30 protein-coding genes and 2 pseudogenes are annotated in these 24,309 nt (G+C 63.2%); 2 read left to right on the top strand and 30 right to left on the bottom strand.

The features are described from left to right. Positions 1-81: 81 nt before the first annotated feature. From QE438_RS16130 to QE438_RS15985, 30 genes are all read right to left on the bottom strand, one after another. Positions 82-762 carry a sigma-70 family RNA polymerase sigma factor gene (locus QE438_RS16130; protein ID WP_306994173.1) on the bottom strand — a complete coding sequence of 227 codons (681 nt, stop codon included), beginning with the start codon at positions 760-762 and terminating at the stop codon, positions 82-84. A gap of 17 nt (positions 763-779) precedes the next feature. Continuing rightward, complete coding sequence (fliP, locus tag QE438_RS16125; RefSeq protein ID WP_306994175.1) at positions 780-1,523, bottom strand: flagellar type III secretion system pore protein FliP; 744 nt, start codon at positions 1,521-1,523, stop codon at positions 780-782. Continuing rightward, complete coding sequence (locus QE438_RS16120; RefSeq protein WP_306994177.1) at positions 1,516-1,893, bottom strand: hypothetical protein; 378 nt, start codon at positions 1,891-1,893, stop codon at positions 1,516-1,518. Before QE438_RS16120 ends, fliP begins: the two co-directional genes overlap by 8 nt. Before the next feature lie 8 nt (positions 1,894-1,901). After that, entirely contained in the window at positions 1,902-2,171 is a 270-nt protein-coding gene (locus QE438_RS16115; RefSeq protein ID WP_306994179.1) for a FliM/FliN family flagellar motor C-terminal domain-containing protein, read from the bottom strand. Further along, positions 2,168-2,812: a hypothetical protein gene (locus tag QE438_RS16110; protein WP_306994181.1), complete on the bottom strand. Its 645-nt coding sequence runs from the start codon at positions 2,810-2,812 to the stop codon at positions 2,168-2,170. The genes QE438_RS16115 and QE438_RS16110 overlap by 4 nt, the downstream gene beginning before the upstream one ends. A 94-nt stretch (positions 2,813-2,906) precedes the next feature. Beyond that, positions 2,907-4,070, bottom strand: coding sequence for a flagellar hook-basal body complex protein (locus tag QE438_RS16105; RefSeq protein ID WP_306994182.1), 1,164 nt, complete (start codon positions 4,068-4,070; stop codon positions 2,907-2,909). Positions 4,071-4,082: 12 nt separating this feature from the next. Then, positions 4,083-4,493, bottom strand: coding sequence for a flagellar hook capping FlgD N-terminal domain-containing protein (locus tag QE438_RS16100; protein ID WP_306994184.1), 411 nt, complete (start codon positions 4,491-4,493; stop codon positions 4,083-4,085). A gap of 4 nt (positions 4,494-4,497) precedes the next feature. Continuing rightward, on the bottom strand, positions 4,498-5,295 hold the full coding sequence (locus QE438_RS16095; RefSeq protein ID WP_306994186.1) for a hypothetical protein: 798 nt from the start codon (positions 5,293-5,295) through the stop codon (positions 4,498-4,500). Further along, positions 5,292-5,699 (bottom strand): hypothetical protein, encoded by a 408-nt coding sequence (locus QE438_RS16090; protein ID WP_306994187.1) that lies wholly within the window; start codon positions 5,697-5,699, stop codon positions 5,292-5,294. Before QE438_RS16090 ends, QE438_RS16095 begins: the two co-directional genes overlap by 4 nt. Before the next feature lie 153 nt (positions 5,700-5,852). Then, positions 5,853-7,055 (bottom strand): FliI/YscN family ATPase, encoded by a 1,203-nt coding sequence (locus QE438_RS16085; protein ID WP_309735387.1) that lies wholly within the window; start codon positions 7,053-7,055, stop codon positions 5,853-5,855. Positions 7,056-7,058: 3 nt separating this feature from the next. Next, positions 7,059-7,703, bottom strand: coding sequence for a FliH/SctL family protein (locus QE438_RS16080; RefSeq protein WP_306994192.1), 645 nt, complete (start codon positions 7,701-7,703; stop codon positions 7,059-7,061). Continuing rightward, entirely contained in the window at positions 7,700-8,059 is a 360-nt protein-coding gene (locus QE438_RS16075; protein WP_309735382.1) for a hypothetical protein, read from the bottom strand. Before QE438_RS16075 ends, QE438_RS16080 begins: the two co-directional genes overlap by 4 nt. 74 nt (positions 8,060-8,133) lie before the next feature. Then, complete coding sequence (gene fliF / locus QE438_RS16070) at positions 8,134-9,489, bottom strand: flagellar basal-body MS-ring/collar protein FliF (RefSeq protein WP_306994196.1); 1,356 nt, start codon at positions 9,487-9,489, stop codon at positions 8,134-8,136. Between the two features lie 22 nt (positions 9,490-9,511). Then, positions 9,512-9,826 (bottom strand): flagellar hook-basal body complex protein FliE, encoded by a 315-nt coding sequence (fliE, locus tag QE438_RS16065; protein ID WP_306994197.1) that lies wholly within the window; start codon positions 9,824-9,826, stop codon positions 9,512-9,514. Next, positions 9,823-10,194, bottom strand: a complete 372-nt coding sequence (locus QE438_RS16060; RefSeq protein WP_306994200.1) for a flagellar basal body rod C-terminal domain-containing protein — start codon at positions 10,192-10,194, stop codon at positions 9,823-9,825. The genes fliE and QE438_RS16060 overlap by 4 nt, the downstream gene beginning before the upstream one ends. After that, positions 10,191-10,538 (bottom strand): hypothetical protein, encoded by a 348-nt coding sequence (locus QE438_RS16055; protein WP_306994202.1) that lies wholly within the window; start codon positions 10,536-10,538, stop codon positions 10,191-10,193. Before QE438_RS16055 ends, QE438_RS16060 begins: the two co-directional genes overlap by 4 nt. A gap of 21 nt (positions 10,539-10,559) precedes the next feature. Further along, positions 10,560-11,681 (bottom strand): flagellar basal body P-ring protein FlgI, encoded by a 1,122-nt coding sequence (locus QE438_RS16050; RefSeq protein ID WP_306994204.1) that lies wholly within the window; start codon positions 11,679-11,681, stop codon positions 10,560-10,562. After that, complete coding sequence (locus QE438_RS16045; protein WP_306994206.1) at positions 11,678-12,184, bottom strand: flagellar basal body L-ring protein FlgH; 507 nt, start codon at positions 12,182-12,184, stop codon at positions 11,678-11,680. Before QE438_RS16045 ends, QE438_RS16050 begins: the two co-directional genes overlap by 4 nt. A 64-nt stretch (positions 12,185-12,248) precedes the next feature. Then, a complete protein-coding gene (gene flgA / locus QE438_RS16040) occupies positions 12,249-12,911 on the bottom strand; it encodes a flagellar basal body P-ring formation chaperone FlgA (protein ID WP_309735373.1) in 663 nt (220 codons plus the stop codon). A gap of 30 nt (positions 12,912-12,941) precedes the next feature. After that, a complete protein-coding gene (gene flgG / locus QE438_RS16035; RefSeq protein WP_306994210.1) occupies positions 12,942-13,712 on the bottom strand; it encodes a flagellar basal-body rod protein FlgG in 771 nt (256 codons plus the stop codon). Positions 13,713-13,719: 7 nt separating this feature from the next. Then, positions 13,720-14,388, bottom strand: coding sequence for a flagellar hook basal-body protein (locus tag QE438_RS16030; RefSeq protein WP_306994212.1), 669 nt, complete (start codon positions 14,386-14,388; stop codon positions 13,720-13,722). Then, positions 14,385-16,451: a flagellar biosynthesis protein FlhA gene (locus QE438_RS16025; protein ID WP_306994214.1), complete on the bottom strand. Its 2,067-nt coding sequence runs from the start codon at positions 16,449-16,451 to the stop codon at positions 14,385-14,387. The genes QE438_RS16030 and QE438_RS16025 overlap by 4 nt, the downstream gene beginning before the upstream one ends. Next, positions 16,448-17,521, bottom strand: coding sequence for an EscU/YscU/HrcU family type III secretion system export apparatus switch protein (locus QE438_RS16020; RefSeq protein ID WP_306994216.1), 1,074 nt, complete (start codon positions 17,519-17,521; stop codon positions 16,448-16,450). The genes QE438_RS16025 and QE438_RS16020 overlap by 4 nt, the downstream gene beginning before the upstream one ends. Further along, on the bottom strand, positions 17,521-18,273 hold the full coding sequence (locus tag QE438_RS16015; RefSeq protein ID WP_307184079.1) for a flagellar biosynthetic protein FliR: 753 nt from the start codon (positions 18,271-18,273) through the stop codon (positions 17,521-17,523). The genes QE438_RS16020 and QE438_RS16015 overlap by 1 nt, the downstream gene beginning before the upstream one ends. Before the next feature lie 20 nt (positions 18,274-18,293). Further along, entirely contained in the window at positions 18,294-18,557 is a 264-nt protein-coding gene (locus QE438_RS16010; RefSeq protein WP_306994220.1) for a flagellar biosynthetic protein FliQ, read from the bottom strand. Further along, positions 18,557-19,720 (bottom strand): tetratricopeptide repeat protein, encoded by a 1,164-nt coding sequence (locus tag QE438_RS16005; RefSeq protein ID WP_306994222.1) that lies wholly within the window; start codon positions 19,718-19,720, stop codon positions 18,557-18,559. Before QE438_RS16005 ends, QE438_RS16010 begins: the two co-directional genes overlap by 1 nt. Positions 19,721-19,972: 252 nt before the next feature. Further along, positions 19,973-20,710 (bottom strand): hypothetical protein, encoded by a 738-nt coding sequence (locus tag QE438_RS16000; protein ID WP_306994224.1) that lies wholly within the window; start codon positions 20,708-20,710, stop codon positions 19,973-19,975. 92 nt (positions 20,711-20,802) lie between these two features. Next, positions 20,803-21,000, bottom strand: a complete 198-nt coding sequence (locus tag QE438_RS15995; RefSeq protein WP_307184080.1) for a hypothetical protein — start codon at positions 20,998-21,000, stop codon at positions 20,803-20,805. Between the two features lie 117 nt (positions 21,001-21,117). Next, complete coding sequence (locus QE438_RS15990) at positions 21,118-22,182, bottom strand: hypothetical protein (protein WP_306994228.1); 1,065 nt, start codon at positions 22,180-22,182, stop codon at positions 21,118-21,120. Positions 22,183-22,244: 62 nt separating this feature from the next. Next, positions 22,245-22,862 carry a hypothetical protein gene (locus QE438_RS15985; RefSeq protein ID WP_306996389.1) on the bottom strand — a complete coding sequence of 206 codons (618 nt, stop codon included), beginning with the start codon at positions 22,860-22,862 and terminating at the stop codon, positions 22,245-22,247. Here QE438_RS15985 and QE438_RS15980 point away from each other — a divergent pair. Together QE438_RS15980 and QE438_RS15975 are read left to right on the top strand one after the other, a co-directional pair. Continuing rightward, positions 22,821-23,076: pseudogene (locus QE438_RS15980) on the top strand (transposase); the annotation flags it as partial. The gene QE438_RS15985 and the pseudogene QE438_RS15980 sit on opposite strands and share 42 nt — an antisense overlap. Before the next feature lie 543 nt (positions 23,077-23,619). Further along, positions 23,620-24,306 (top strand): annotated as a pseudogene (locus QE438_RS15975) (IS5 family transposase). The last annotated feature ends 3 nt before the right edge of the window (positions 24,307-24,309 follow it).

Genomic DNA, 24,309 nt, shown 5'->3' with positions numbered 1-24,309 from the left:
CGCGCCGCGCGTCTTGCCGCGGCCTGGGAGCTTTGGGTTAACGCCTGGACGAAGCGTCCCGCTGGCCGCTTCGCTCGATTTCTAAACGGAGAGGTCTCGATACTCGTATCTTCGGGCCGTGAGCAGCGATCGCAGATTTTCCATCGCGGACTTGTGCAGCTGGGAAACACGCCCCTTCGTCAATCCGAGCTCATCGGCGATCACGTGAAACTTGATCCCGAGAAAGTAGTGCTTCACCACGATCTCACGTTGACGCTCGGGGATACCCGTCAGGACCTCTCTGAGCACATCCCCCACCTGACTTCTCTCCGCATCGCGCAGCGCGATGTCGTGCTCCAGGATGTAACCAATAGCGAGGTAAGCGATCTGCCTTTCCAGCACGCTCAGGTCGTCGTCACCTGGCTCGAATCCGGTGACAAGCCCCTCGGGCGCTGAAGCCTGGGGCACCTCTCTGGATGGCGCTACCGGTGCGCGCAGCGATGCGCGAAGACCGTTAAAGACGGCACCACGCACGCGCCGCAAGGCGAAGGCCTGGAAGGGCACGCCGCGCGTGGGTTCGTACTTGCCTATGGATTCGAGCAGCCCCAGGTTCGCGTTCTGAACGTAATCCTGCCAATCCACATCGACATAGCGCAGCCGTGCGAACACCGAAGACGCCAGGGAACGCGCCCACCCCATGTGCCGCAGGAACAAGGCGTCGCGCAGATCGCCACTCGGCGATGCGCGATAGCGAAGCCAGAGCTCCCTCTCGTCATCATCCATGGTCGATCCGGCGGCGCCTAGTTCCAAAAGCTTCCCATCAGCGAGCGTGAAACGAGCACCCAGCCATCGATGAGAACGAAAAGAAGCAGCTTCAAAGGCAGACTGATGGTGGTCGGCGGAAGCATGATCATTCCGAGCGCCATCAGGATCGCGGATACCACGATATCGATAAGCAGAAAAGGCAGGAAGATAACGAAGCCGATCTGGAACGCGGTCTTGAGTTCACTCAGGAGGAAGGCCGTCGCCAGATGCGTGAATTTGACCTCAGCCAGCGACTTGGGCAACGGCGCCCTGGCCATCTCCACCACGGCCTTCAGATCGGATTCGCGCGTCTGGTGAACCATGAAGGATTTCAGAGGGCTCTCGGCGCGGACGACCGCCTCGTCGAGCGTGATTTCCTTTGCCATGTAGGGTTGCAGGGAGTGCTTGCTGACATCATCAATGACTGGACCCATCGAGAAGATCGTCAGGAAAATCGCCAGCGTCATGAGCACGCTATTGGGTGGCGTCTGAGGAATTCCCAAGGCATGCCGAAGCAACGCGAGCACGACCACGATGCGCGTGAATGAGGTCAACCCGATCAGCAGCGCCGGAATGACCGCGAGGATGCTCAGGACAAGAAAGGTCCTGAGTGTCGAGTCCAGCTGCCCGCCGACCGACTGCGCAAGAGACTGGAGCGGCGTATCGGCCGCAAGGGACGGCAGCGAAAGCGCCATGATCGCCGCTCCCGACAGCATGGCGATCGATTTCGATTTATTCATGGCCGGCCGAGCCTTGCGATGTTCCGTCCGAAGGCAAGGACCTGCGGGCTGGATGGATGGCGACTCCCCCGCGTGAGGATTCGACGATGATGTATTGCGCTTCTCCATCGCTGATCACATGCGCGCTCACCTGCCTGGATAACCTGCACGAGCTGAGCTTGGTCAGTCCGGCGTGCTTGGCGCCCATGGCTTGCGCGCCCTTCCAGCGCTCCAACCAGCCCTTGCGATCCGCCATCTTCAACGCAGCCCATGTCACGATCAGCAGCGCGACGAGCACGCCGGACGCATACAGGAGGTAGCCGGCTCCTAGCGCGCTCTCGGTGCGGAACCCGATCTGCGGCTCCATCATGGAGACAAACAGACTGCTCAATTGCGGGCCTACAGCACTTCGATGATGCGGACGCCAAGCCTCTCGCCGATTGCGATGAGCTCCCCGCGGGCGACAGATTTGCCCTCCAGCGTCAGCGTAATGATCGCCTCGACGCTCTCATTCAGAGGAACAAGCGCATCAGCCTGAAGCTGCAGCAGGTCCTGCACCGAGATGGACGCGGTACCGACCTCGGCGCAGAGGCTGACTTGCATATGACCAATTCTTTCCACGTTCGCCAGCGCCGTCAGGGCGTTGGGATTCTTGATCATCTCGTTCATGTGGTCCCCATTTCACCAGTCAGCAGTTGGCGGGTACGCACGTGCATCGTCCCGCCCCTTTCTATCTCCAGACATCCATCCGCCAGTCCCCTGCCGTCAAGCGACAGACGTGTCCGGGGCGTCTCAGAACCCTCGATCAGCAGGACGTCGCCGGGACCCAACGACATGAACTCATCGATGGGCATTGCGCCCAGGCGCATCTGAGCGCTCAAGCCAACGCGCATCTGCGCCAGGGCCGCGCCCAGTTCGCTACGCGCTGGATCAAACCTTTGATCGGGGCTTGCCGCGTACCTGCCGGGAGCCGACACCACATAGAAGGCGAAGTGGCCCATCGAGACTTTGAGAAGCGCATGGCCATGTCGCGGCTTGAGCGCGGCGGCAGGGAGCTCATCCAGCGCTGAGCGGTTCTGGCCCAGAAGATGACGCAACAGGGATTCACCGGCTTGCTCGCCAACGCGCCGCAGAAGGCGTCCCTGCCTCCCTACCGAGCCATCTGCGAGCAAGGCCGACGCGAGTTCCTCAGGCGGGAGATAGAGCCCGACATAGCGATCCACACCCTGCGCCCCGTGGTGCCAGCGCGCCTGGGACAGCACCTGCTCCTCTGCGCCAACCACCTCGACCCTCAAGGTGCAGGCGGCCACGCCCCAAAGCCTGAGCCACGCACCCAGCGCCTCCTCCACGCCGGAGCGGTGGCGCCGGACGCCTTGTTCGGAAAGAAAGCAAATTCTCATCGCCCTATCGACTCACGCTGTTGTAGAGCTGCTCGACCATCTCGTTGCTGACGGTCATGACGCGCGAACTGGCCTGATAGCCTCTCTGGATGATGAGCATGTCCGCGAACTCCTGGGTCAGGTCGACATTCGACATCTCCAGACTTTTTCCTTGAATCTTCCCCAGCGCACCCTCGCCCGCGTAGCCCAACGTGCGGGTTCGCGCATCGACATTCGAAATGAGGCGCCCGGCGTCCATCCTCAACGAGCTTTCGTTGAGAAACGCCGCCAACGCCAGGCGTGGACCACGCTTATCCTCTCCATCCCCGTAGCTGATCTTCAGGGCGCCGGCCTCATCGAACGAGAGCCCGGAAATGCCCTGTGTCGGCCTTCCGTCTGCCACCGTGGCCGTGAGCGAGGAAGAAAGGCCGGGAAGACTCGTCGCGCCACTGAACGTGCCCGGGGTCCCGAAGCTGGCGTCGATTGACTGCCGCTTATCGCCGTACGCCAGGTCCAGTGACACGCTGCTGTAGCCAGCGACAAGGCTGCCGCTGGAACTGAAGCGGATTTCGGCGCCTGCGGGCGCCACTTCCTTTCCCGTCTCGTCCTGCACCGAAACAAGAAATCGCCCCGAGACGACAGAAGAACTCTCGGTAAACGTGGCCTTCAGGGTGTGGGTATTCCCGTCCGCGTCGTACACCTTGATGTCCGACACGGTGAAGGGGCTCGACTGCCCTGATTTCAGATTGCCGGCGAATGTCACGCTCGTCGTCGCCTGGGCCGGGAGCGTCCTATAGGCGTCGATCGAAATGGGAGCCAGCACGCCGCCGTCCTCCAGCCCCATGACTTGAAACTTGGTGGCGCTGTCGATCAGGAGGCCGGCATCGTTGAAGACGAACTGTCCTGCGCGGGTGTAGTGGACGACCCCATTCGCGTCCCGCAGGACAAAGAAGCCACTGCCATTGATCGCGACGTCGGTCCCGTTGCTGGTCTGCCTGATGTCTCCTTCGGAGGTCCTGAGTCCCTCGCCGACGATCTTGGTGCCGTGCTCCTCGCCGAGATTGGAGAAGAACGAATCACTGCCACGGAACCCTGGCGTGTTCATGTTGGCAATATTGTTGCTGACCGTGTCCAGGCTTTTCGAGAAACTGAACAAGCCAGAGAGACTATTGAAGATCGCTTGGAACATTTCGGCCCTCTCCTATGGACGCACGAGCGCCACTTGCGACAGCACCACGCCTGTCAACGTCCCCGCGTCCGTCTGCACGGTGAGCTGAGGACCGCTGGAGGTGAAGGCCACCGCGGTGACGGTCCCATCCGTGGCGCCGGACTCCTGCTGTACCGAGACCTTGCGACTGAGGAGAGACAAGCTCTGATCGGCCGACGTCATCGACAGGAGACTTTCGGTATTGACGGTCATCTGCCGCGATTGCTCGAGATTGCTGAACTGGGCAAGCTGCGCCAGAAACTCCTTGTTATCGACCGGCTCCAGTGGATCCTGGAACTGCAGCTGCGTCAGGAACAGCTTGATGAAGCCCTCCTGATTGATCGTGCCGCTCGTCGAGCTGGACGTCCCATTGGCAAGCACGCTTCCGATTGCATCTACCGCCATGACTTCATACCTCCGTGTCTGCGTTTGAGTTCCAGCATTCGATTCCGTTGATCACCACCCGTTTGAGCGGGATGGCATTTTCCCTGCAGTACGTCCTGATATCGGAGACCGCGTCTGATACCTCGGCGTGATCGAGCGAATAGTCCCGCAACCAGGCAACGATCTCGCCCGAATCGGCCGCCATGGAAAATCGAGCGAGCTGCCACTGATCGGGCGCGTCCTCGTTCTTTAGAACAGGCCATCGCGCTATTGCGGCCCCCACGTCTTCCACGGTGACAAGACGTTGGTGAGATGGTGCGCCATAAAGAAGCCCCACCGATCCGCCACGGAACCGGTCCGGATGCATCGCGTCAGGAATAGGGGCCGCGGCCCCATCTATTGCAGACGCCGCGTGCGCCGATACTGTTGAAGGAGCGGAGCCCGCGGCGACCGCCGCCTCCTGCCGTCCAGCTCCCGCGAGCACCCGATAGGACAAGCCCTGACCGGGGAGAAGACGCCAGTCAACGACCAATGAACCATCGGCTGCGTCCCGGCCAAGCGAGATGTCGGAAACAAGCAGCGCCGGCGGTCGTCCTTCCTCGGGGACAACGGTGTGGAAGGCGTTTTGGTGATCGGCCTCGGGCCGCCCGGGCGGGAATGCCTTGTCGTCGTCGATCCTGGACGAGGCGGACTCCGCGTCCCTGGCGTCGTTCTCGAGCGACCTGCTGAAGCTGGACCGGGCATGCGCCGGATCCGAAGGCTGACGACGGGTGCCCATGTCCTGGGTCAGGTCATGCCGTCGTTCGATGCTGACGATGGTCACGAAGCGCTCCTCACTGCGGACCAGTGATCCAGCGAAGCGTCGAAAGCGCGCCGGCTATCGACGCGTCCTTCTTCCATTTCGTGGTCCAGAGCGCGACGCTCGAGGGCGTCTCGCTCGCGCGTTATCCCCACCTCGCGATTCGACGCCTCCTCTGCGCGCGTGGAAGCCTCCTTCAGGAGAAGGTGGGCGCTCTCCACCTCGAACGCCGCGCGGTGGATGCGGTGCTGCATGAACTCGAGCTGTTGCATATCGATTTTCCCCGACCCGCAAAGTTCCGCCTGCCTGAACAAGCGTTCCAATTCCTCGTTGCGCCGGTCCAGTTGCTGCCGTCGCTGCGTCAACTCGAAGAAGGCGAGCGCGCTCGCCATCTTCGCCTCCGCGAGCGTCAGCGCTTTCAGCCTCAACAGTCTTCTTGGCCCGTTGCCATCCCGCATCACCTTTGGGCTCCATCGTCAGCCAGGGCCGCCTGCAGGGAGCGCAATGTCCGATCCCTGGAACGCAGATCGTTCTTTGCCTGCGCCAGCACCGAGTCCAGTCTGGGTTTGGCCACAACCGCCTCATCCAGCGCAGTATTGACGCCCCGCCTGGTAGGCCCCCAGCTCGATGAGATCGCGGGATGCTTCGTACACGGCCAGGACACGCTTGACGTCGGCAGCCACCTGCAGCGCCTCTGGCCCTGCGAGATTCGGCAGCAGCCGGCTGGCACTGTGAAGAATGTCAATGGCCGGATAGTGGCCCCGGGAAGCGATCTTCCTGTCGAGGACGATGTGCCCATCCAGGATCGCGCGCATATGGTCCGTCACGGGCTCATTCATATCGTCGCCCTCTACCAGCACGCTGTAGATGCCCGTGATGCTGCCGGTGCCATTTCGCCCGCACCGCTCCACAAGCTGCGGGAGCTGGGCGAACACCGAGGGCGTGTATCCCCTGAATGTCGGCGGCTCTCCTGCGGCCAGCCCGATCTCCCGCTGGGCCATCGCGAATCGGGTCATCGAGTCGACGACCAGAAGCACATCCAGGCCCTGGTCTCTGAAGTACTCCGCGATGACGTGCGCGGTACGCGTGGCCAGGACGCGTACCAGAGGCGCTTCTTCGGCGGTCGCAGCGACCACCACCGCGCGTTCCAGACCCGCTGGCCCCAGGGTGTGCCTGACGAAGTCTCCGACCTCACGCCCGCGCTCGCCGATCAGCGCGATCACGGTGACATCCACCTTTGCATGCGACGCGATCGTCCCCAGCAGCGTGCTCTTCCCCACGCCGCTTCCGGCAAAGATTCCGACCCGCTGCCCCTTTCCGATCGTCAGAAGGCCGTCCACTGCAGACAAGCCCGTCTCAAGGACCTGATCGATGTTGACGCGCTCCAAGGGAGGAATCGCGGTCGCGATCTGCGGCCGACGCTCGGCATACACCAGCTCAGGGAGTCCGTCGATCGATTCCCCGAAGGCATTGATCACCCGTCCGAGCTGATGTCGTCCTACGGGAACGTCCAACGACTTGCCCAGCGCCCACACTCTGGCGCCGCAGCACAGCCGCTCCACCGGCTGGTAAGGCATCAGCAAGACGGTACTCGAGCGCAGTCCGACCACCTGGGAGATCACCTTGTCCCCGCCCGGCAGATCGATCAGGCAGACCTCGCCGATTCCCGCGTGCGGTCCTTGCGCCTCGACGACGAGTCCGTTGAAGCCGGTCACCTGGCCGAACTTCCTGCCGAACCTGAGCTCGGAGACTTGCCCGGCAACGCGCGTGGAGAACGCATCCATCGTCTACTTGGCCTCCGTCTGCGCGACGCCCTGGATCAACTGCTCACGCAGCGCCTCCAGTCGACCATGCGTACTCACGTCAACTGCCCCGAAGGCGGTGCTTATCTCGCAGCCTCCCGCGTCAAGCGAGGGATCGACGACGATGGTCACGCCGGCCTCTGTGAGTCCCGTGTACTGCATGTGCCGATTGATACGGAGCACGCATGGGCGCTCGGGCACCTCCGCCAACGCGGCGGCGCAGAACCGTTCCGCCAGCGCTTTGTCGTCGCCCATCTGCCCGAACAGGCGGACGATTGCGGAGTAGGCGATACGCACCGCAGCGTCCTCGGCCTGGCGGCGCAGCGCCACGCACTGATGGCCGAGCTCCTGAATCAACGAAGCCAGTTCACCGCAACGCGCTTGATGCTCCGCCTCAAGATGTGCTCGAAGCGAGTCGAACTGCGTCTCGAGTGCGGCGGTCCGTCGCTCCAGCGCCTGCCTGGCTTCCTCTTCCGCCCGCAGGATGCCGGCCTCGTACCCCTCCTTCTCGGCTTGAGCGCGCAGTTGTTCAAGCGTGCTGGACAACGCCGGCCCAGAAGACGCTGGAGCGCGTCCGTGGGCAAGCCACAGCACCTCGGCGGATTCACCTGCCGTGATACGCCTGATCATCGCGCTTCCATCATGATCTCTTCGACCGAACGCTCCACACTCTCCCGCAAGGAAGGAGGAAGGGAATCGCTCAAATCGGGCATGCGCTGCACATCCGCATCCTGCGCGTCCACACAGAAGCTGAGAAAGTCACGCTCGGATCCTCCCCGGGCAGCGAGGACAAGCGCCATCTCGTAACCGGTGACCTTCTTGCTCAAGCTGGAGAGCATCTCCAGATCGGAGTCACCCTTTGCGTTGCCGCCGACATCAAGCACCGCTGTGACGAGTTCGGGATGCGTCCAACCCTTCGACATGGCGTGCTTCGTCGCCCGCCTGAGCTGGCGCTGCAGCGCCCGCGGCGCCTGCGAGATGATCAAGCGCCGATCCTTCGCGCTGAGTGCACTCAAGGCGAGGCCTGCGCGGCGGACAGACGCGGGGAGGTCCAGGGCACTCATGGCTGCAGGGTCGACTCTGAAATCCAGTGCCGCGCGTCGGCGATAAGCCGCGCCCTGTCGTCGCTCGTCAACACTTGCTGATGCTGTCTCGATCTCCTCCTTGCGGAAATGGACACGCCGAGCAGCGCGCCCGCGGTCAGACCACCGAGCAGGACAGCACCGATCAAAGGCCAACCCAGGAAAATGGACGAGACCGGTTGCTTGACCTCACGTACAGCGACCTCAGAAAGCGTGCTCGCCTCCTGTGGCCGTGCGTGCGGCGGCCTGATCCGCACTTCCAGTGTGTCACCCCGCGCCGTATCGAGCCCAACGGCGGCCGCCATCAGCGGCCTGAGTTGATCGACCTGCGACTGCGAGACGAAGGGAGGCAGCAACACCGCGACAGACAGGCGCTCGATCGCGCCGGGACGGCGGATGACCTCTTCCTTCTCTGTGCCGCTGGCGTATTCGAGCTGTTCCTGGGTCCCGCCGGGATTTTCGCCTCCCGCCTGCTGGGCCGCTCCGGAGACCTGCCTGCGTATCAGCACGCCATGCTCCGAACCGGTCAAGGGCACGACCCGCTCGCTGGTCCGATGCACCTGGTCCGTCGCCAGACGCACATCGACGGAGACGCCGATGTCATCGGGCGTGAGATAGCTCGCCAGCAGATTCCGGATCTTCTTTTCCAGTTGCCCCGCCAACTCCGTGGCGCCGTCGGCCTGCTCGGTCGCAACACCGCCCTGGTGCCCCAGCGCCGATCCCGTCGGGCCTACCACCACCACGGATGCGGGCTCGAGACCTTCCACCGCGGCGGAAACCAGCCCGCGGATTCCCTGCACCTGCCGGTCGGAGAGCTGCGTGCCGGGTGCCAGCTTCAGCAGCACCGAGGCCTTTGATTGTTCGGCCTGGTCAAGGAAGAGCCCCTGATCCTTGATCATCAGATGCACTCTGACGTCATTGACTCCAGGAATCGCACCGATGGTCCTTTCCAGTTCGCCTTGCAGGGCCCGCTGAAAATTCACGCGCTGCGCGAACTCGGTGATTCCAAGATCAGCGCTATCGAGCGACTCGAAGCCGACGTGGCCGCCCTTGGGGATGCCCGCGGAAACCAGGCGCATGCGCGTGTCATGGACCTTGGAAGCATCGACCAGGATCGTCGCACCATCATCGGAGAACCGATGGTCAATCTTCCATTCGTTCAAGGAAGAGACGATCTCCGCCGCGGTGTTCCGATCCAGCCCGCTGAACAGCACCGCTCTTGAGGGAAGGAACAGCCACAGCAGCGCGAGCACGGTGCAGAGACCCAGGGCACCAATCGAGACAAAGAACGCCGTTCGCGCTCTCTTGCTCATTGAAGACACAAAGCCAGCCATTGGAAACGTCCTGTTCATGGGTCTACAGCTGCGTCCTCATCAACTCCTGGTATGCCTCGACCATTCGACTCCGCACCTCTGCCAGCATGGTCAGATTGATCCTCGCTTCCTCCATCGAGATCATCAATGCGTGGGGCGAGATCTCCTTGCCCGCTGCGACATCCAGGAGATTCTGTTTCGCACTCAGCAAGGCAGCGTTCGTCTCGGAGACGATGCCGAGCGCCAGCTCCCCGAAGTTGCCGCCTGCCGCGCTTCTATTGGTGCTCACCGCGTTGCTCAGCTCGATCGCGCCTGCGGCTGAACTCTGACCTGCCATGATGGGATCGATCGCGTTCATCGTGAGCCGATCTCCAACGCTTTCAGTGCCATGCCGCGCAGCACGTTGAAGGAACGAACATTGGCCTCATACCCGCGGCTCGCGCCCAGCATGGTGGTCATTTCCTGCGCGAGATCGACGGAGGGATAGTGGACATTTCCGTCCTTGTCGGCATAGGGATGCGCGGGATCGTGCACCGTGCGGACAGGACCGCTCCACGCGCCGTCCCCCGCCGAAACCAGGTCATGGAATCCTGAAATGTCCCTGGCCCGATCGGGCGAAATGGCCTGGTTCGCCAGCGCGATCGCCTGACTGGCCGCCTCCATTCTGAGCCGTTCGTTCTGCATCCCGGCACGGCTGACATCGAGCAGCCCGTCGATCATGCTCATGACGACCTCCCCGTCATCGCCAGGCGAAGCAACGCGAAATGACGACCAAGCGACTCGGACAGCGCCTGGTACTCCAAGCCAGCCGTCACCGAATCGCTTACCAATTCGTCCAGCGTCGGGCGCACAGCGCCGTACTGTTCGCTGACGACGGCGTTCGGCATCTCAAGAGGCGGCTGTACTTCACCCCCATGCTCGGCAACCGATGCGAGGAACGTGTTGACCTGCGTATCGTCGATGGTGAAATGCGTTGCGCCAACGCTCCCCGCGTTCACGATGTTCATACTCGCGACCTGCGCCCGCAGCTGGTTGACATCCAACGCCATCTTTACCGCGTCGATCAGCATGACTTCTGACATGCGCTTCCCCTATTCAATGATGAGTTCCCCGTCCAGCGCGCCGGCCGACTTGATCGATTGCATGATGGCGATGACGTCCCGCGTGGAGAGCTTGAGCGACTTGAGCGAGGTCACCAGATCGGAGACGGTGGCCCCCTCCTTCACGGAAACGACCGCCGCGGCGGGCTCGTCCGTCTTGATCGTGCTCTTGGGCACGACCACGCTCTGCACACCGTATGAGCGACTCAGGAAGACCCCATCGGGCTGGGAGACCTGATACTCGGTCGATATCTCCACGCGGAGGTCGCCGTGGGAAATGCTCACCGCGCCAAGGCGCACATCGCTGCCCGCCACGATCGTTCCGGTTCTTTCGTTGATCACCACGCGCGCGCGCCGCTCGGGGACGACCAGAACGCCTTCGATATCCGAAATCACGTTGACCGGATCGGACAGCGGACTCGAGAAGGTGACATCGACCCGCCCCGCGTGCACGGCGTGGGCATGCGCCCCTCTCACATCGGAGCTCACCGCTTGCGCGACGCGACGCGCCAGGGTGAAGTCCGGTTGATTGAGCACGATGCTGACCATCGAGGAGCCGCTCACATCGTCGGGGGTGGGCGCCGCCCGCTCGATCGTCGCGCCTGAAGGAATCCAACCGACCGTGGGGTGATTCTTCTGGACCGAGGCCGTGATCGCCTCGAACTGGTAGCCACCCACCGAGATGGCCCCTTGGGCGAGCGCGTAAACGCGCCCGTCCGGTGCCGTCAGGGGTGCGAGCATCAGCGTGCCACCGTTCAGGCTGCGCGCGTCCCCGGCGGAGGAGACCTGGACATCGAGTTTGGTACCAGGCTCGGCAAAGGCCGGCAATCTGGCGGTGACGATCACCGCGGCGACATTGCGTGTCGACAGCGATTGACCATCGACGTTGACGCCGAAGGTCTTGAGCGTATTGGCCACCGATTGCACTGTGGCCGCGCTGCGTGGCGAGTCACCGGACCCGGCCAGTCCGAAGACCAGGCCATATCCCGTGAGCGGGTTATCGCGCGCGCCCCCGACGCGCGCGAACTCCTTGATCTGGACCGCGGCGACCGGCCCGGCGTGGACGCGGGTCGCCATGAGCGCGAGCAGCACGGTGAAGAGAAGTCGCGTCATATCAATCTCAGCCACTTCAATGCACGGAAGATGATGCTCTGCCGCTGGGATTCGTTCACCACACCGACGCCGTTGAGTTCCAACTTGGCATCCGCGATACGGTGCGACCACACGGCATTGGATGAATCGATGTCCTCTGGCCGGACCAGACCGGTGAGCGTGACGTTCTGATTCTCGCCATTGATCAGCAAAGACTGCGCCCCTTGAACGCGCAGCAGCCCGTTGGCCTCGATCCCGACGACCCCGACGGACAGGCGTGCGCGCAGCTCACCCGCTCTGGAGGTTTGTCCGCCCGCGCTCTGATCGCCATTCAGACCCAGCGAGGCCTTGCCGTTGTAGCCAGGTGAACTGTAGGCACCGCCCACCCCGACGTTCCCGGTCGCGTCGGTTGCCGCGCTCGACTTTGCCGACGCGGCCTCCAGCACGTTGACTGTCAACACGTCTCCGATGCGGTAGGCACGATGATCCGCGGCGATTCCGCGGTAGCTGTCCGCATTGATCAAGGACGTCTGAGCGAACGACTGACCGGAGCCAAGCGCCACGAGCAGAGCAAGCAGACAAGGAAGCCTAGGGTTCAACGCGCACCTCCGTCCCACTGACAACGCGTCCACGCACCGGGGTGCGCGAGCCTGCAGGGAGCACGCGGATCGGCCCTTGGGCCACGCCGTCCTCAAGTGCGGTCCCGGCCGAGACCAGACTCACCGCGCCGTGTTCCACATGAATGTCCACGCGCTGGCCGCTGCTGATGGTGGGCGGCTCATCCAGATCGCCCTGCATGACAGGCTGACCTGCGGCAACGGCGCGCCGCAGGCGCCAGGGACCGATGCCCGCAATGCGGCCGGGCTTCGATCGGAGCGCCATGAGATCGACGTCCGCCTCGGACAGGTCGGCCGGTAACAGCACGTCCCCTCGCTTCTTTGCGCCGCGATAGACGTTTGCCTTCGCTGACTGATGCAGATTGAACCAGACCATGTACTGGCCAATCTTCTGCGCCTCGCTCCACAGCTCGACGGTGACACCGACCTTCCTCCGCGGCCAGGGGCCATGGATCGCCGACGCCTTCAGTTCGTAAGCGGTCGTCGGCGCAATGAGCGTCGCCTCGCTTCCGGCCAGTTCCCAGCTCAGTCCACTGTCCCCCTTCGCGCGCTCGGCGACGGCCCGCGCCGCGCAGTCGCGAATCGCCTGCACCGGGTCGGACTGTTCCATGCCGCCCATGCCAAGCAGGAACATTGAGAATGCCAGTGGCAACATGAGCGCTACTCAGCGACGCAGGTTGTTGATCGTTTCCAGGATCTGGTCGGATGCCTGAAGCACGCGCGCGTTGAGCTGATAGGCGCGCTGTGCGAGCACCAGACTGCTCATCTCATCGATCATGTCGACGTTGGCGGACTCCAGATAGCCTTGCGCCAGCTTCCCCGCATTGCCCTCGCCGGGCATCGCCGAAATGGCGTCACCCGATTTTTCCGTTGACCGGAACGCGTTGTCTCCAATCTGCTCCAGGCCTTCAGGCGAGGCGAACGACACGATTTCGATGCTGCCAAGCACGCTCCTTCCGGCGGTGTCCGGCAGCACCACGCTAACCTCGCCGCGCGCCGAGACCTGGAGGTCCGTCGCATCCGTCGGGATCTGCGGCGCACGTGCGAGGTGCTTGCCATCTGCGCTGGTGAAGTAGCCTTCGCCATCGATCTTGAACTGCCCGGCACGGGTGTACGACAGCGTGCCGTCCGCGTCTTCCAGTTCAAAGAATCCCGCGCCCGAGATGGCGATGTCGGTTGCGCCATGGGTCTGCTTCATCCCGCCGGCCTCGAAGGACGTGGTCGTCGAAAGTACCCGGGCTCCCTGGCCGTGAAGGGCGCGCTGTGACGCGGAGGCGTCATCACCTTGCTGCGGTGGTGAGGCCATCTCCACGAAATTCACGCGAGCCCGCTTGAAGCCGGGCGTCTGCATGTTCGCGACGTTGTTGGAGATGACGTCGATCTGCTCCTGCTGGCTGCGCAGGCCCGTCGCTGAAATGTAGAGTGCGTCGATCACGGCGTCCTTACTCCTGTCCGATTCGGTTGATTCCGGTATCCAGCGTCTTGTCATAGACAGAGAACGCGCTTCTGAGCGACTCGACGTGGCGAGTGAGTTCCATGAGGCTGACGGTCTCCGACGCGGCGTCCACGTTGGATCGCTCGACCGCACCCTGAAGCACCGTCCCCTTCCACTCGGCGGACGGCCCGTCATACGTGAAGCCCCCGTCTGAGGCCATCAGCCTTCGGGCATCTCCGACGACTACGATCGCCAGCTTGTCGATCCTCTGACCGTCGACGGAGATGACACCGTCCTTGTCGACGCGCACCGGACCTGGCGGAAGGCTGATGTAGCCGGACTCGCCCAGCACCGGATGACCCTCGGGCGTGGCGAGCGTGCCATCCGGCAAACGCTGCAATGCTCCAGCCCGAACCAGAAGCACGCCACCGGGCGACTGCACCTGCAAGAAGCCTTCCCCCCGGAGCGCCAGATCCAACGGGCGACCGGTCTCCCTCAGACCGCCGTCCCGCTGCTCGATCACGCCCTGCATCTGGAGCGACTGGCCGAAATCGCTCACCGGGATGGAGCGGCGGAACCCCGGCGTGGAGACGTTGGCGACGTTGTTGCTGAGCACGGTCAGGCGTTGCACGTCCTGGGAAATCGACCGCCCAAGCGCTTCTAGCGCGTCTGTCATGGCAAGACTCCTGTCGCGGAAGCGCCGATGGGCGCGAAGGAACGGACGCTCAAGGTCGCGGGCACCTCGTTGACGGCCACCACCGCCACATAGGGAACAGAGCGCTGAATCAAGGTCCGCAACGCGCGCCGCAGTGGCGCCGGACAGAGCAGGACCGGCAGGAAACCCTTGGTCATCATCGCCTCGCAAGCCTGCGCGAGACCGCGAATGAAGCCATCGAGCTGGGCCATGTCGGTGAACAGCGAGGCCCATTGCTCGCCTCTCTGGTTCGCGACCAGCGTGCGCTCCAGATCGGGCGCCAGCGTGAGCACATTCAATTCACCCCGGGCGTCCAGGAAGCGCTGGCAGATCGCCGCGCCCAACCGCTCGCGCACCTTCTCGGCAAGCTCCTCAGGCGATTTGGTGCTCCTTCCCACATCCAGGAGCACTTCGATGATCGCCTCAAGATTTCTCAGGCTGACCTGCTCGCGCAGCAGGATCTGCAAGGTCTTCTGTACATCGGAGAAGCTGAGCACCTGCGGCACGAGTTCCTCCACCAGACTCGCACTCGCAGGGCTATGCGTTCTGCACAGTTGCTCTGTCGCCTTGCGCGTCAGCAGCTCGGCGGCCTGCGCCTTCGATATCTCGTGCAGGTGGGTGATGAGGACCGTGTCAGGATCCGCCAGCGTGTAACCCGCGGCCTGCGCTGCCGGGCGCATGCGATCCTCGATCCAGACCGCGGGCAGACCGTAAGCGGGGTCGCGTGCCGCGACGCCCTCGAGCTTGATCTTGCTCTTCGCCGAGTTGATCGCAAGGGTCCGGTCGACAAGCAGGTTTCCGGCACCGACACGGTTGCCGAACACCGCAATCTCATAGGCATTGGTAGGCAGCGCGGGGCTGGGTGCCACCTGCACCTTGGGAAGGATGAAACCCAGTTCGGATGCGATCTGGCGCCGCAGTGTCTGAATCCTCTCGCTGAAATCCGACCCCACCGAGGCCAGCGCGGCCGACAGGTCGGCCCCGAGCCGCACCTCGACGGGCTCGATCTGCGCGAGGACGGACGCCTTCTCGGCTTCCACGCTGCTCGACTGATCGGGCTTGTCCAGGTCCTCGGCGCCCGCGCGCGCCGCGCTGCGCAAGGAGAACCAGAGCAAGGCGCCGACCACGGCCATCACCGTCAACACCGGGAAGACGGGGAAGCCAGGGAGCACCAGAATGACCAGCAACGCTGCGGCCACCAGGAGCAGTGCGCGGGGGCTGGAAAGAAGCTGCCTGGGAATCTCGGCGCCCAGTCTTGCATCGGACGCGGCGCGCGTGATGATGATGCCGGTAGCGACGGCAACCACCAGCGAGGAAATCTGCGTGACGATGCCGTCGCCGATCGTAAGAAGCGTGAAGCGCTGGACCGCCTCGCGCCACGGCATGCCCATCTGCGCGATGCCGATGGCCAGACCACCGACGATGTTGATGAAGATGATGACGATGCCGGCGATGGCGTCGCCCTTGATGAACTTGGTGGCGCCATCCATCGCGCCATAGAAGCTTGCTTCCCTTTCGACCGCGGCGCGCCTTGCCTTGGCCTGACGCTCGTCGATGATGCCCATGTTCATGTCGGCATCGATGCTCATCTGCTTGCCGGGCATGCTGTCGAGGGTGAAGCGCGCAGCCACCTCGGCCACCCGCTGTGCGCCGTTGGTGACGACAACGTACTGCACGACGACGAGGATCAGGAAGACGACGATGCCGACGACGTAGTTCCCGCCGACCACGAACGAGCCGATGGCGTTGATGACACGCCCGGCATCGCCTCCTTCGAGAATCAGACGCGTTGCCGAGACGTTGAGGGCCAGCCGGAACATCGTGGCGATCAACAGCAAGGTCGGAAAGGTCGAGAAGTTCAACGGCGACTCGGTGAAGAACGTCACCAGCAGCACTAGCAGCGCCAAACTGATGTTGATCACCAGGAGGAAGTCCAGCGCCACCGCCGGCACCGGAACGAAGAGCACCAGCAGAATGCCCACGACCAGCGACACCAGGATGATGTCGCGCCGCTCGGTCCATAGCGGGGCCAGCGTCTGCATCATGCCTGGCGCGCCTCCCGCTTGGCGGCGAGGATCTTTCGATAGATCGGCGACAGCTGCCCATAGGCCTCTTCGGGCACCGGCGCATCGATGCCGCATTGTTTGTAGATCAGCCGTGCCAGGGCAGGCGAACTCACCACCGGGACACGGGCCTCGTGGGCGATCTTGCGGATCTGCGCGGCGAGCAGCCCCCGCCCTTTGCACAGGACGATCGGCGCTCGCATGGTCAGGGGGAGATACTTCAATGCGACGGCGAAATGCGTCGGATTGGTGACGATCACGTCCGCCTGGGCGACCTTGGGCAGCGCACGCACCTTCTTGAGAAGCTCGCGCACCTGCTGTTTCTGGCGTGACCGCACTTCCGGGTCTCCGTCACGACGCTTCGCTTCGTCCTTGAGCTCCCGTCGACTCATCTTCAGCATGCGCAGATGGCTACGCCGCTGGAACAGCACATCCAGAATGGCGATCGCGATCAGGATGGGGAGGACGTGCAGCGCGACCGCCTTGAAGCCATCCAGAAGGAGCGGGAAAAGCTGGTGCGGGGTCTGCGGCGCGAACTGGTCGACGCGTTCGATGGTGCGCAGCGCTGCCCAAGCTCCCAGAGCAGCGAGCAGTCCGAGTTTGGCGGCGAGCTTCGCAAGCTCCCAGAGGGTTCTTAGCGACAGGACGCGTTTGACCGCGTTCTGGGGGTTCAACCGCTTGAAGTCGGGCCCGAGCGGTTTGGAGGTGAACAAGGGCCCGGTCTGCAGCACATGGGCGGCGACGGCCGTGACCAGGAGCGCCAGAAGCATGGGCCACATCGCCTGGAGTACGGGCTGATAGCACCCCAGCAGCCAGCCAACGAAGCCGGCGCCGAGCTCGGGTTGGCGACCCGCCAGCAGGATCAGCCTGCGCGAAGCGAGCGAAACGGCGTCACCGATCTGCCCCGCCGTGAGCAGCGCGACCACGCAGAACACCGAGACCAACAGGACGCTGGCCAGGTCCGCGCTCTTGGCGACCTGCCCTTCCTTTCTGGCTTCTTCGAGCCGATAGGAGGTTGGCTGCTCGGACTTGTCCTGATCGCCGCCTGCCATCAGTGCGCCCCAAGGAGTTTCGGGAGTTGGCTGATCGCCCCCCTGTAAAGCGTGTCGATCCAGGCAGGCAGTTGCCTGAGCGTGACCGCCATCAGCGCGAAGGCCACCGCCACTTTCAGCGGCAGCGCAATGAAGTAGACGTTGGCCTGCGGCATCGAGCGACTGGCGAAGGCGATGGCAACGTCAAGACAGAACAGGACGATCAGGATCGGGGCCACGATGACCAGACCGAGCGCGAAGGACGTCCCCAGCATCTGCAGGAATACCGCGGGATTGGCGCGAATGCCCGCGCCGCCGAGCGGCAGCACTTCGGTACTGGCCACGAGAACCTTGAAGAACTGCAGATGGAGGTTCAGGGTGAAGAACAGGACCGTTGCCCCGAGCAGCAGGACCTGGCCGAGCAACGACTCCGACGCGCTGTCGCCCGACGGATTGAGCAGCGTGGCGGCCCCGAGGCCCGCCTGGAGGTCGATCAGCCAGCCACCGGTGTGCAGTCCCGCCGTCGGCAGCATGAACGCCAGACCGAAGACGGCACCGATCGCGAGTTCACTGACACCCGCGAAGAGCAGCATCGTCATCGACTTGGTCGGCGACCAGTACCCATCCTCCGGCAGCCAGATCAGCGTCAGCCACGCCAGCGCGATCAACAGCACGGTGCGGACGACCAAGGGGGCCCAGCCCAGAGGCGTCATGCCTGGCAGCACCAGCAACGGCGTATAGCGCGCCATCGCAAGCATGAAGGTCGCGGCCATGATCGGGAGCGGCACCATGGTCAAAGATGCGCCGCGTAGTCGAACAGATGACGCGCCAGTTCGACGGCGGTGGCGATCATCCAGCTTCCCAGGCCCAGGCAGACCACACCCACCGCCACCATCTTCGGCACGAACGTGAGCGTCATCTCCTGGACCTGCGTGACCACCTGCAGCACCGAGATGGCGACGCCCACGACCAGGGTGACCAACAGGATGGGACCGGCGATCTTGACCGAAGCCCAGAGGACCTGCGCGAGCAGCTGCATGGCCGTATCCGCGCTCATCAGTGCCTCGTCCCGACGCGTCCGGGCGCGGGCGCCGCTTCCGCCTGAACCAACCTGAGGAAACTCTGGAGCTGGTCGGCCCCACCGTAAGCGGCCGGGATCCGTCCGTCCGCAAAGATCTCGTCAAGCAAAGCCTGCGCGGCCTCTGCGTTGCCCGAGCGATGCAGGAGCAGACACCGCGCGTAGCGGCCACTGAAGTTGCGCGCATCCAGGCGGTTGGCGCGCGCGATGTGGCCTTCCGCCTCCTCCGATTGCCCGCGAACGGCCGCCACGATCGCCAGACCCCCATGCGATTCCGGGAAGTTGCGGTCGAGCGCATAGGCCGAATGAAAGCTCGCCTCCGCCTCGTCCAATCGTCCATGGATCAGCTGCCACCAGGCCAACGCATGCCAGGTGCCGATGTGGTTCGGCATCGTCTTGACCGCGTGGGCAAGCGCTTCACCCGCCGGGCCGACCTGCCCCAGAGCCAACAGCGACTGCCCCAGTCCAGACAAGGCTCTGCCCGAGTTCGCAAAGCGCGTCAGCGCACGCTGGAAGATGTCCTGAGACAGGCCCGCGTCTCCCGCCGCCAACGCCAAGCCGCCTTGGGCGAGAAGCGCCTCATGCTGGTCCGGATAGCGTGCCAAGCATTGCTCGGCCATGACAGCAGCGCGTTCAATGTCTCCGCGGTCAAAAGCCGCGAGGGCTTGCAATCCCATCGCGGTCGGATCGTCAGGCTTCAGCAGCAGCGCACGGTGCAGATGCTGCTCCGCGCTGGCACCGTCATGTTCAAACAGGTCCAGGCGCGCCAGCAGGACCTCGTACTCCGCGGACTCGCCAAACCGCGCCTGCGCCTCGAGCAAGCGCCCCCGCGCCTCCGGCCTGCGGCCCGCGCAAAGCAGCGCAAACGCAAGATCATGAGCGACCGGCGCCGATGGCTCCCGCTCCCACAAGGCGCTCAGCGCGTTGATGGCCGACTCGTAACGGCCTTGGGCAAGATGCAACTGCGCGACCCGGAAGACGATGCCCGCCTGACGTTGAAGGTCTTCAGGCAGCTCTCCCGCAAGGCTCAGCGCGTCGGCATGCAGCCCCTGCCGGGCAAGTGCTTCCAGCAGATCGCACGCCAGCTCGGCGTTGCTCCGGTCAGCAGCAAAGAACTGCTTGAGGCGCTCGATTGAAGCCATTGGACAGCCTTATCCGCATCGCCTTCGACGACGGCCGACGCCATCGCGCAAAGACTGGTTCATCCCTGAAGTGCTAGCACGTCGCCGCTCAGCCTCACCTTTGCGGTGGCTCCCCGAGGCGACCTGCTGCAATTCCCCCTTGCCTGTATCTAGCACCCACACATCGACGTCTGTCAACAGCTTGTGAAGAAGCAAAATGCTTCTCGCGCCGGGTAGACGTCTGCTTTCGATAGCGCCCGCTACCGAAACTGCTCACCTCAGCCATACGTCGCCGTCGAGGTGCTTGGCCTGATCGCTCTGGCCCTCGGTACGGCGCAGGATGTTGCCGGCCTGGTCCAGGCTGAAGATCCGCACGCGGTCCTCGACGCCGGTGCCGGGCGTGCGCTCGCGCACCGACTCCAGCTGGCCCCACACGTCGTAGGTGCTGGTGCTGTTGCTGGTCTTGTAGTTGCTGTTGGTGCTGGTGCCGGTGACCGTACTGGTCAGGTAGCTGTCGGCCCCCTGGTAAGTGGTGCGGTAGGTGTGGGTGTACCCGTCCGGCGAGCTGGCGCCACTGCCCTGCTCGTTGCGCAGCACCTGGTAGCGGTAGCCGCGCAAGCGGTCGGCGCTGTCGTAGCCGATGGCGGTGTTGCCGGCCTGCTGATAGGTGGTCGTCGTCAGCAGGCTCAGGCCTTCGAACCCGTTGTCCGGCAGCGGGTTGCCCTCCTCGTCCACCTGCGGATCCAGGCCGCCCTGTGGGATGCCGTAGGCCAGCTGGTCGATCAGCCTGCCGTTGGCGTCGTAGTGGTTGACGTCGATGTGCTTGGCCGTACCGTCGTCGGCGTACTGCCGGCGCTCGGTCACCCGGCCGGCCGCATCGTAGGTGCTGGTCTCCAGCACCCGCCACTCGTTGTCCGGCAGGGCCTGCAGCACCTGCACCAGGCGACCCTGCGGGTCGTAGCTCAGCTGCTGGCGCTTGACCACGCCGTTGTCGTAGAACTGCCGGAACACCGCGCGGCCGGCCTTGTCGTAGGACTGGGTGAAGCTGGTCGCGTCGCTATCTTAGAACCGCACTAGCCACCTCGGCTGCTCCACCAACACAGTCAGTCGTCTCGCTTAAAGATCAGGCCCTGAAAATCCTGCACTAAGTGAGCTCCTTTGAACTCATCGCCTGCCTTGTAGGCTGCTAATGCTTGGTCAAGCAACAACGCCAACTGTTTGCGTCTTGCATCATCCACCATGTCCGCCTCGATCAAGTCGATGCCACGGCGAAGCTCATCAAATGCCTTGTCTAGGTTCATTTGAGCATCTGATGGCAAGTAGTCCCTCACCGGGAACTGATCAGGAGCGCACAGAACCACATATCCGATGAAGTCGTATAGCGAATCAATGCTATTTACCCGAGCCATTTATATTCCTCAGTGCCAGATGCTGTAACTACCGCCCACCTGCTCAGGGCGGACGATCGTAATTCGATTGCCACCAGAGTACGTGTCGAATCTCATGATCTGAGTGTCCGTGCTCCACTTCCAACCCACTGTAGCATCAAGAATAGAGGCAGAACTTGGAATCCGGATATCGGGGCGAGCGTAAAGGCCCGACCCTGAAGGATCTCGTAGCCAACGATTCATTTGGACGAAATGACTAGGCCCTTCAGGTATACCTTCCGCAGCCAACCAGTCTCGATATTCAGATGCGCTGAATCGATCTACGAAATCACCTATGCGGGTATTCGAATTTTTCCCGTTTAGTAAGCCCTTGGATTCTGCAAGCAGTGCCCTGTCATAGCCCTCATTTACGAAGCCCTGATAACGCTGGAAGCTTGCTTGCGCGAACTCTTCTGCCGTAACGTAACCAGAATTGCCAATTCGCGGCCCAATGAACCCAGCATCGGCAGTTGCGCTGTTTGGAACGATTTCCGACCCACTCTCCAGCGCGACAGCACGCCCTTGTGGTGTCTCAAGCACCATACCAAAGTCATCAAACGCCCGCGAGGCTGCGCCGACCGATTCGGCGACCTCCGCAACACGCGCGCCGGCTCTCACCGCGACCACGGCCGCGCCCTTGGCCGCTCCTCCAGCGCCTGTCACAGCGAATGCGGTGTCTGCTACCAGATGACCACGCGCACGCGCTGCGTTGAAGATCGATGTGCCGTCTCCCAATGCATCCAACTGGTCAGCCTGGTCGAGTTGATTGGTGAAGAAGCCCTTGACCTTGTCCCACTTGCCGTCTTCCGCGATGAATCCATTGATACCGTTGCCCATCGCCCTCAATCGCCGATCCGCCGCGTCGGCGGAATCCCCATAGCCTGCGGCAGGCAGCAGCATCGCATTGGTGGGGCTGGCCAGCGCCAGATCCTTGCCGAGCGACAGAACTCCAACCGCACCGTCATAGATGGACTCGCCCACGCCGGTCACCGCACCCACCGTGCGCAGGAACAGGGTCTCTGCTGTGCTGAGCTCACGGTTGGAGCCGGCCGTCACCGTCCCTGGTAATGACGATCGAGCCGTCTGCCTGGCGACTGCCGGCGGCTGGCTCCAGCCCGCTACTGTTGACGTAGGCGTGCCTCCTCGTTGGAACGCATGGAGCCCACGAGCGCGTTGACGGTTTGCTGGGTCTGCTGGTTCTGCACGAACCGCCACCCACCTTGCCCGTCTGGATAGGCGGTAACCCGAATGCCGAGGTCTTGGATCGATATTGGCTCAACGCCACCGCCGCTCAGCGCGGCCATCATGTGTGAGCTATTGAAGAATGCTTCATCCGCACTTGGCGCAAACTGCCTGGACGCCGCCTGCGCGATGCCCGGTCCCAGCATGTTGCCGAACGCATCGGCGAAGACCTCGGCATACTCCACGTCATCGCCAGTCAATGCGTGGCGTACGTGTGCGCTGCCAATGCCGCCCGTGATGCCTCTGAACAGGCCCTCTTGGCTGCTACCAAGTGCCGTTTCCGCCGTAGGCACCAGCCCTTGCGTGATCCCCGCACTGGCCACGCTGGCTGCCACGGACTTCCAGCTGAAGCTGGCATCGTTACCCACCAGGCGACTGGCGACGTAGGTACTGATGTTGCCCACCGCCGCCGTTGCCATCGCCGCGGCCGTTGGTGAGGTCTGCAACAACTCAGAAAGCTGCTTCTGATTCTGGATAGCCTGCGGATCCACCACGCAAACAGGTCAAGGCCTGACTGGTTGAGCACGCTGACGCCATTGAGGTCCTCTATCTGCCCAGCCACAGCCCAGAGCTCAATCCCGACGAGATGGCCAACGCGGACATCAAGCAGGCGCTCAGCAAGCTCGCTCCGGCCGCACCAAGCTGCAGTTGATCAAGTCCACCGCCACGCATCTGCGAAGCGCTCAACGACAGCCAGGGCGCATCTGAAAGTACTTCGAACATGGCCCGGTGCACTATGCGGCTTGAATCAAGTTCGTAAGAGTGGGACCAATAAGATCTTACTCACGATTACCTACGCAGCAGATCCGCAAAATCCAGGAACGATGAAGCAACTGGAATAATAACCGGCGCATCTTCCGTAGATCCCTCATGATCCCAAAATACCACCGAAGGGTCACCTCCCCCCTCAAAGTTAAAGCATAAAAAGTCGCCCGCATCGTGCCACAGCCGCTCTCGCTGGGCGGGGCGATGTACGGCAACGACGGCGTCGTCGGCCCGATCGCCTCGGCCGGGTCGAATGGCTTAAAGGTGGCGGCATCGTTGCCGCTGACGCGCACCTCGGGCACGGTCAGGCGCGAGCCGGCGACCAAGTCGGCGCGCGCTCTAGGATGTTGGCACTGGCCCCGACGCGAAAGCGCTAAACAAACGAAGGGTCATCCAAACAGTCTCGGCTTCCTCACCGACGAGGAACTTAGAGTCGCTAACAAAACCAACTTGCATCCAGTTTCGTAAGTCGCAAAAATTGGCGGCATTGCCCTTCGTAAAGAGATCCCCGCCGCGCTGTGGAAGCGCATCGAACCGCTGATCCCATCGGCAAAGCCTTCGCCCAAGAGAGGCAGGCCGCGCGTCAGCGACCAGCAAGCCCTCAGCGGCAGCGGCATGACCTGCTAGCGTCGATTTCGCGATTAGCAAGCAGCCGATATCTGGCATCGCCTGCATCAGGTTCTGCTGGCCGAACTGCGTCGAGCCGACAGGCTGGACCTGAGCTGTGCCAGCCTGGACGCGGCAGGCGTGGCCTCACCGCGGGGGCGCATACGCCGGGCCGAACCCGACCGATCGCGGCAAGCTCGGCAGCAAGCGCCATCTGATCGCCGATCGCGATGGCGCTCCCCTGGCGTTCTGTGTGACCGGAGCCAACCGGCACGACTCGGTGGCCTTTGAGGAACTGGTCGACGCCTTGCCGCCGATCACCGGCAAGGCCGGCCGTCCGCGCCGCTTGCCAGTCAAGGTGCACGCCGACAAGGCCTACGATATCGATCGCTGCCGCGACCATTTCAAGCAACGCGGCATCACCCCCGCATCGCTCGCAAGGGGATCGAGCGCAACGATCGGCTTGGACGGCATCGCTGGGTAGTCGAATGCACGCACGCTTGGTTCGCCGGAATGGGCAAGCTGGGCATCCGCTTCGAGCGGCGCATCGACATCCATCTAGCCTGACTT

Source organism: Pseudoxanthomonas sp. SORGH_AS_0997, from assembly GCF_031453535.1.
GTDB lineage: Bacteria > Pseudomonadota > Gammaproteobacteria > Xanthomonadales > Xanthomonadaceae > Pseudoxanthomonas_A > Pseudoxanthomonas_A winnipegensis.
Note: the sequence above shows the minus strand (reverse complement) of the source record. Positions and strands in the feature narration are given on the sequence as shown.